The following is an 8,193-nucleotide window of genomic DNA, read 5'->3' as shown; positions in this document are numbered from 1 at the left end:
CTTTCTGCCCCGCCACGCCCTACCGACACAGACAGTGCTGCTCGCCTCCCTGCCGCTGAACCCCAACGGCAAGGTGGACCGCCGGGCGTTGCCGGCACCGGGCGAGCCGCAGACCGCCGACGACCCGCCGACGCCGCCGCGAACACGCGACCAGCAGGAGATGGCTGCCGTCTGGCGCCAGATCCTGGGCCACGACCAGATCGGCCCCGACGACGGCTTCTTCGAGCTCGGTGGCGACTCGTTCCTTGCGCTGCGGCTCATCCGGCAGGTCGAGCAGACGTTCGGTGTCCGGGTGGCGCTGCTCGACCTCTACCGGCATCCCACCATCACCCAGCTCGTCGAGCATCTGGAGACCAGGCGTGGCTCGGTCGACGGGCCCGCGCGGCCCGGCGCACTGTTGCACCGGCTCACCGCCGCGGACGGATCGGCCGCCACGGGCACGATCGTCTGCATCCCGTACTCGGGTGGCCAGGCGGTCTCGTTCGAGCCGCTGGCCGCCGCGCTGCCCGACGGTTGGGCGCTGTACGCGGCGCAGTTTCCAGGACGGGACTTCAGCCGCCCCGACGAGCCGCCGCTCGCCTTCGACGAGCTGGTGTCCCGCTGCGCGGACGAGATCACCAACCTGCCCGGGCCGATCTACCTCTACGGCCACTGCCACGGCGCCGCCGTCACCATCGCGCTCGCCAACCGGCTCCAGGACCTGGGATCGCCGCAGTCCGGGGTGGCGGTCGGCGCGATGTTCCCGATGGCGCGCATGCCGGGACGCTTCTTCGACTGGATCTACCGGCGGTTCCAGGTGGACCGCCTGGTTTCCGACCGCGCCATCCAGGAAGAGGTCCGCGCCCTCGGCGGCGGCCTGGCCGACCTGCAGGCCGACCCGGCCGAGCAGGCCGTCGTCATGCGCGCCGTGCGCCAGGACGAACGCGGCTCGGAGGAATACTTCACGCGGACGCTCACCGATCGTCACCACCCCCGGTTCTCCGCGCCGATGCTCAGCATCGTCGGCAGCAAGGACAGGGTCACCGAACTGTATGCGGAGCGCTACCACGAGTGGGAGCACTTCGCCGAGCGGGTGGAACTGGCGGTGCTGCCCCGAGCCGGGCACGGCTTCCTCAAGCACCAGGCCCCCGAGCTGGCCAGAACCCTCACCGACTGGGCGGCGGAGCTTCACAAGCCGGCTGCCACGGGGCCGTCGAGCGGCGCGGCCCGCGGCAGTGCGGTGGACGGATCCCGCCACCGGCCGCCGGATCCACGTCCCGGCTTCGGCCGGTTCGCGGTGGTGGCCGCCGGCCAGCTCGTCTCCGCCATCGGCAGCGCGCTGAGCCTGCTCGTCATGAGCGTGTGGATGCTCGATCACACCGGCCGGATCTCCGCCTTCGCCACGACGGCCGCGGTCTCCCTGCTGCCCGGTATCCTGGTCGGCCCCGTCGCCGGCGCGGTGGCCGACCGTTACGACCGGCGCACCGTGATGTTGATCGCCGACACCACCGCAGGAGCCACCACGTTCGGCATGGCCGTGCTCGTCGCCCTCAACCGGCCGAACCTGCTGGAGATCTGTCTGCTGTGCGGGCTGACCTCGGTCGCCGCAGCCTTCCAACGGCCGGCCTTCCTGGCGGCCGTGGCCCAGCTGGTACCCAAACCGTTCCTCGGCCACGCCAGTGGCGTCGTCCAACTCGGCGCCGGAATGGGGGCCCTGTTCGCGCCCATGATCGGCGCGGGGCTGTTGACCGTGCTGCCCCTGTCCGTCATCCTGCTGATCGACGCAGCCACCTTCACCGTGGCGGTGGGCACCCTCGCGGCCGTACGGTTCCCCGACCGGCTGTTCCGCCGCCGCGAGGAGTCGATGCGGATGCAGCTGGCCCGGGGCGTCCGCTACGTGCTGCGCCGGCCAGGGCTGCGGGCGTTGATGGTGTTCTTCCTCGGCGACCACATCCTTTACGCCATCGGATTCACCCTCATCCAGCCGATGGTGCTGCTCGAGCACGGAGTCGGCACGCTCGGCCTGGTGCTGGTCGCAGGCGGCGCCGGGGCGCTGGCCGGGGCGCTGACCATGAGCATCTGGGGTGGTACCCGGCGCCGGACCCATGGCATGCTGCTCGCCACCGCCGCGAGCAACGTGGCCATCGTGGTCATCGGCCTGTCCAGGGAGCCCTGGCTGATCGCCGTCGGCATGTTCGGGCTCGCCTTCAGCGAGGCGCTGATCGATGGCCACTGGATGGCGCTGCTGCAGACGAAGGTCGGTCTGGAACTGCAGGGACGGGTGAACTCGCTGTTCCTCGTCGTGGTCACCGTGTTCCTGCCGATCGGCTACCTGGTGATGGGACCGCTCGCCGACCACGTCCTGCGGCACACGCTCGAACCCGGTGGCGCGCTGCACGACGCGGTGGGCCCGGTCCTGGGCACAGGGCCGGACCGAGGGCTCGGGTTCGTCGTGGTGATCAGCGGGTGCCTGCTCAGTATCTGGCTGCTGCGCGCCTGGGCTGATCCGCGGCTGCGGCTGCTCGAGGACCACCTCCCCGACGCCATTCCGGACGCGGAGATCTGGGATCGCGACGCCGAGCAGGAACGCGCCGACCGCGCCCTGCGCGCAGCCGGCGCACCAGCGGCTCCCTCCGCCGGCGCAACGGTCGACGGACCGAGCGCCGAGGACCTGGCCTGGATCGAGACCTGGCGGGCGGTCTACGACCATGCACACAAAGGCACCGATCGCCCGGTCGTGGGACAGGACTTCACCGGCTGGAACTCCAGCTACGACGGCACCCCGATCCCCGCCGAACAGATGCGGCAGTGGCGTGACGCCACCGTGGAGCGGATCCGAGAGTACCGGCCTCGACGGGTGCTCGAGATCGGAGTGGGCAGCGGCGCGCTGCTCGTGCCGCTCGCCGAGCACTGCGAGCACTACACGGGCACCGACCTGTCCTCGGTGGCCATCGACACCCTCGACCGGGACCTGCGCGAGCAGCGCCCCGCCCTGCACCGCCGCGTCGAGCTGCGCGCGCAGCTGGGCCATGTCGCCGACGGCCTGCGCGCCGGCGGCTACGACCTGATCATCCTCAACTCGGTCGTGCAGTACTTCCCCAGCCAGGACTACCTGACCGAGGTCCTCGACGTCGCGCTGGGCCTGCTGGCGCCCGGCGGGCACATCTTCGTCGGCGACGTGCGCAACCTGCGGCTGCACGATCATCTGCGGGCCGCGGTCAGGAAGCACGCACCGTCCCCGGCGGCCGTGGCCGGCGCCGAGGAGACCGAGCTGCTCGTCGACCCGGCCCTGTGGGACCGCCTGGCCCGGGACCGGCCGCAGATCGTCGGCGTCGACCTGCGCGTCAAACGCGGCCGGGCGCACAACGAGCTCACCCGCTACCGCTACGACGTCGTGCTGTCGACAGCCCCAGCCGAGGTCCGATCGGTCACGGCGATCCCGACCATGGCCTGGGGCTCCCAGCTGACCAGCCTCGACCAGTTGTCCCGGTTCATGACGACGGGCGTCCCGGCGCCGCTGCGGGTGACCGGGGTCCCCAACCGGCGGCTACACAGCGGACCGCGCGCCCACGCGGCACCCGATCCCGAACAGTTCCACGTGCTCGCCGCCCGTCATGGCATGTGGGCGGCCCTGACCTGGTCAAACGAGGACGCCGAGTTGCTCGACGTCGTGCTGCTCCCCGCCACGACGCGGCCGCCGCTCACCGGGCTGCTCACCCGCACCGGACGAGACACCCGCACCGGACGAGACGACGACCTCACGCACCGTCCGCTGGCCAACTCCCCGGCCGCCCGGACTGTCCCGACGTCCAATCCCGCTCTTCTCTGACCCAGCCGCCTCGCCGGTGTGCACCTACCCCGAGTGAACCTGCCGTGCGAGTCCCGCGCGGGCGGCCCGGCCGGGGGGATGGCCGGGCCGCCCGCGGGGCGTCACTTCTCGTACGCGGCCACGAAGGGGGTGTCGGCCTTGATCTTGCCGAGGCGGGTGGCGCCGCCGGGCTCGCCGAGCGGCTCGTCGCGGCCCGGGAGGATGTCGGTGAAGAACGCCGCCTCGCTGTCGAGGAACTCCTGGTCCTTCGCCTTTATCCGGTCGTCACTGAGGACCGCGCCGACGGGGCAGGCGACCGCGCAGGCCCCGCAGTCGGTGCACTCGTCCGGGTTGATGTACATCTTGCGGCCGCCCTCGTAGATGCAGTCGGCCGGGCATCCCTCCAGGCAGGCGCCGTCCTTGACATCAATACATCCGGCGGTGATGACGAATGGCATGAGGGTCCTCGTTTCCGGATCGACGTTGCGGACCGCTGCTGCGCGGTCGGCAATCGCGTGGCTGGCCTACGACTTTCGTTCCGGCTGGTGGGCCGGGGCGGGTGCCGTGCGGCGAACCCGAAAGGAATCGTAGCGGGCCCGGCGAGGTCGAAACGGCGCGCGCTGTGAATGTCATGTAAACAAACAGCGCGCGGGAATGGTGATGTCAATATTTCTCGGGAGCGGGAAAACAATGATGCCAAGGATAATGTTGACGATGAACTTATCCTGGCTCTTTTCCTGCCGCCGCCGGGTCGAGGTGCAGGTCAGCGCGGCCGGCCGCGCCGGTCCGGAACGGTGTCCGGCGCCGGCGCGGCCGGCCGGTGCAGCCGAGGCCCGAGGCTATTCCTGGGATCGGGGTTATTCCTGGGTCAGGGTGGCGATGTCGATGACGAATCGGTAGCGCACGTCGCTGCGCAGCACCCGCTCGTAGGCCTCGTCGACCTCGTCGGCGCCGATGAGCTCGATCTCCGAGGAGATCTGGTGCTCGGCGCAGAAGTCGAGCATCTCCTGGGTCTCGCGGATGCCCCCGACGCTGGAACCGGCGAGGCTGCGCCGCCCGCCCAGCAGCGAGAACACGCTGAACGTGCTCGCCTGGGGCGGCGCGCCCAGGTTGACCATCGTGCCGTCCAGGCGCAGCAGGCCGAGGTAGGCGTCCAGCGGCAGGTTCGCCGACACGGTGTTGATGATCAGGTCGAACGAGCGGCGCAGCGTCTTGAACGTCGCCTTGTCGCCGGTGGCGTAGTAGTGGTCGGCACCGAGGCGCAGGCCGTCGGTCTCCTTGCTCAGCGTCTGGCTGAGCACGGTGACCTCGGCGCCGAGGGCGTGGGCGATCTTGACGGCCATGTGGCCGAGCCCGCCCATGCCGACGACGGCGACCTTCGTACCGGGGCCGGCCTTCCAGTGCCGCAACGGCGAGTAGACGGTGATCCCGGCGCACAGCAGCGGGGCCGCCGCGTCGAAGGGCAGCGCCTGCGGGATGCGCACGACGAAGTGCTCGGTGACGACGACGCTCTGGCTGTAGCCGCCGTAGGTCGTCTCGCCGTCGTAGCCCTTGCCGTTGTACGTCGGCACCGCGCCCTTGAGGCAGTACTGCTCCTCGTCGGCCTCGCACGCCTCGCACTCGCCGCACGAGTCGACGAAGCAGCCCACGCCGACCCGGTCGCCGACGGCGTACTTCGTCACCCCCGGGCCGACTGCGGCGACCACACCGGCGATCTCGTGGCCGGGCACGAGCGGGAAGGTGCCCTGGCCCCACTCCTCCTTGGCCTGGTGGATGTCGCTGTGGCAGATGCCGGCGTACTTGATGTCGATGAGGACATCGCGGTCGCGCAGCTCGCGGCGTTCGACCGTCGAGCGCTCGAACTTGGCGCCCGGGCTGGGGACGACCAGCGCTGCGGTGGTTGCCATGGAACTCCCTCAAGCCCTCGCCGCCGCCGGGCGGGTGCACCGCGGGGAACGCGGCGAGGGCCGTGATGATCGCTGTGTGACGCGGACGAAAGTCTGTGAACGGCCCCCGGCGCCGGCACCCCGGCCCCACAATGTAAGAGCACGCTCACTTCCATTGTATGGTGCACAGACTTCTGGATGGTGCACAGACGTCCAGGCGTCGGGACCGGAGGCGGCGATGGTGGAGCCCGTCCACCAGGTGGAGCCCACCGGCCCGGTGGGGACGGCCGGCCCGGTGGGGACGGCCCGTCCCGCGGCGTCCGGTGAGCCGGATCGGCGGGTCCCCGCGCGCAACTCCTATCACCACGGTGATCTGGCGGCTGCGCTGGTCGCCGGTGCCCTCGACCTGATCGCCCAGGGCGGCCTGGCTGCCTTCTCCGTCGCTGCGGTCGCCCGCCGCGCCGGGGTGAGCTCGGCGGCGCCGTACCGGCACTTCCCCGACCGTGACAGCCTGCTCGCGGCGGCCGCCGCCGCCGCGGCGCGCCAGCTCACCGGGCAGCTGCGCGCGGCCGCCGACCACGCCGGTGCCGATCCGGTGCAGCGGCTGGCCGCCACCGCCGGCGCCTACACCAGGTTCGTCATCGAACGCCGCGCCGGGATGGACCTCCTGTTCGCCCCGGGGCTGGCGGGCAGCCGCCACCCGCAGCTCGGCGCGCAGACCCGGGCCCTGCTCGACACGCTGCTCCCGCTCGTGCTGGCCCTGCCCGCGGTGGCGAGCTACCGCGACGCGCTCCTGCTCGCCGAGCAGCACCTCGCCCAGGCCCACGGGCACGCCGTGTTCCACCTCGACGGCGTGTTCGCCCAGCATCGCCGCAGCGTCGACCAGGCCGCCGCCGCGGCCGTCGCCACGGCCCGGATGCTCATCGCCGGCCACGCCGCCGGACGACCCTGACCGCCGGCTCCTGACTCCTGCCGCTTGCTGCTTGCCGGCTTGCCGCTACCGCTGCTGTTGCTCAGGTAGCACGTCTGGCAGCCCGTCAGGGAGTGGGACCGGCCAGAAGGGGGGTACCCGGCGCAGGGACTCCGACTACCCGTTCGTGGGACGTGCGAGCTATCGCCTGTCCAGAGCCGGCGGATCGACGGCGGGGGAGCGTTCCCCGTGATTTCCGTCAAGGTTTCTGCTGGTCTACCGGGTGATGAGGTATCGGCCGGGAAATATACGGCGGCCCAGGTGGCAGTAGCCCCGATGCCACAACCGTTACCGGGCCGCCAGCGCCCCCCGTGAGCAGGCCGGCCGGTCAACCCCGCTGGCCTTTTCGGGCCCCCGCTGCGTCGCCGCGGGGCAGTTGCGTCGGTGACATCGGGAGGTCATCGGCGGCCGGCAGACGCGGGGGAAGTGCGCGTCGGCGGTGTCGAGTTCGCGATAAGGATGACCGGGAGGACGATCGGTCACCGACAATTCAGCAGGCGCCCTGTGCCCGATTCCCGCTCGGCTGTAGGGAGGAATGGTGGATTCGCGCGAAAACGTCGGCGAGGTGACCGAGCCGCGGGAAAAAACGACCGGGCTCACCACCCGCCCGGACCCGCTGCGCCCCGGCGACCCGCGCGAACTCGGCGATTACCGGCTTCTCGGCCGCCTCGGCGAGGGCGGCATGGGCACCGTCTTCCTCGGCCGCAGCCGTGACACCGGCCTGGTCGCCGTGAAGGTCATCCGCGCGGACGTCGCCCGCATCCCCCGCTACCGTGAGCGGTTCCGGCGCGAGGCCGCCGTGGCCCGCCGCGTCGCCCGCTTCTGCACCGCGGAGGTTCTCGACGTCGTCGACCCTCCGGACGGGCAGCCGTACCTCGTCACCGAATTCGTCGACGGCCCGACGCTGGCCCACGCCGTCGCCACCCACGGCCCGCTGGGTTCGGCAGACCTGGAGCGCGTCGCCGTCAGCGTCGCCGCGGCCCTGACCGCCGTCCACGGCGCGGGCCTGGTGCACCGCGACCTCACCCCGACCAACGTGCTGCTCTCCCCGCTGGGTGCGCGGGTGATCGATTTCGGGCTGGCCCGGGTCACCGACGAGGCACCCAGCGGGCCGTCGGGCCGGGTCGCGGGAACCCCGGCGTTCATGGCCCCCGAGCAGGCCCGCGGCGAGACCGTGACGAGCGCTGCCGACATCTTCTCCTGGGGCGGCCTGGTGATCTTCGCGGGCAGTGGGCGCAAGCCGTTCGGCGAGGGCTCGACGTCGGCCCAGCTGCGCCGAATCCAGCACACCGACCCCGCGCTCGGCGACCTCGACCCGGCGCTGGCCGCCGTGATACGCGCCGCGATGCGCCGGGACCCGGCCGGCCGGCCCACCGCGGAGGAGCTGCTGCGCCGCCTCGTCCGCCCCGGTGACGCGGCGGAGACGATCGTCACCAGCCCGCTGGACATCCTGCCGCCCCGGCCGGGCCCGGGCACGACACCGCCCGCCGCGCCTGCCGTGTCCGCCGCCCGCCTGCCGGCGGTGAGCCGGTCGCCGGCGGCGCCGAGGC

Annotated in this window: 5 protein-coding genes; 3 read left to right on the top strand and 2 right to left on the bottom strand. The window is 72.0% G+C overall.

The window, feature by feature from the left end:
- Positions 1–3,808: MFS transporter (locus tag NBZ85_RS23695; RefSeq protein WP_261562619.1), on the top strand; the 3,808-nt coding region annotated here is incomplete at its 5' end.
- 101 nt (positions 3,809–3,909) lie between these two features.
- Here NBZ85_RS23695 and fdxA read toward each other — a convergent pair.
- On the bottom strand, positions 3,910–4,245 hold the full coding sequence (fdxA, locus tag NBZ85_RS23690; protein WP_136448136.1) for a ferredoxin: 336 nt from the start codon (positions 4,243–4,245) through the stop codon (positions 3,910–3,912).
- A 399-nt stretch (positions 4,246–4,644) separates the two neighbouring features.
- A complete protein-coding gene (locus NBZ85_RS23685; RefSeq protein WP_261559057.1) occupies positions 4,645–5,694 on the bottom strand; it encodes an NAD(P)-dependent alcohol dehydrogenase in 1,050 nt (349 codons plus the stop codon).
- A 217-nt stretch (positions 5,695–5,911) separates the two neighbouring features.
- Between NBZ85_RS23685 and NBZ85_RS23680 the strand changes: the two genes are divergently transcribed.
- Both NBZ85_RS23680 and NBZ85_RS23675 read left to right on the top strand, forming a co-directional pair.
- On the top strand, positions 5,912–6,625 hold the full coding sequence (locus tag NBZ85_RS23680) for a TetR/AcrR family transcriptional regulator (RefSeq protein WP_261559056.1): 714 nt from the start codon (positions 5,912–5,914) through the stop codon (positions 6,623–6,625).
- Positions 6,626–7,181: 556 nt separating this feature from the next.
- Positions 7,182–8,193 (top strand): serine/threonine-protein kinase (locus NBZ85_RS23675; RefSeq protein ID WP_261562618.1); only part of this gene is annotated, 1,012 nt, incomplete at its 3' end.

The organism is Frankia tisae (assembly GCF_025403405.1).
Taxonomy (GTDB): domain Bacteria; phylum Actinomycetota; class Actinomycetes; order Frankiales; family Frankiaceae; genus Frankia; species Frankia tisai.
The sequence above is the reverse complement of the archived record's forward strand: the minus strand, read 5'-3'. Positions and strand labels throughout refer to the sequence as shown.

Coding starts and splice junctions, on each gene's coding strand:
- fdxA (WP_136448136.1), bottom strand. CDS start 4,245: ATGCCATTCGTCATCACCGCCGGATGTATTGATGTCAAGGACGGCGCC.
- NBZ85_RS23685 (WP_261559057.1), bottom strand. CDS start 5,694: ATGGCAACCACCGCAGCGCTGGTCGTCCCCAGCCCGGGCGCCAAGTTC.
- NBZ85_RS23680 (WP_261559056.1), top strand. CDS start 5,912: ATGGTGGAGCCCGTCCACCAGGTGGAGCCCACCGGCCCGGTGGGGACG.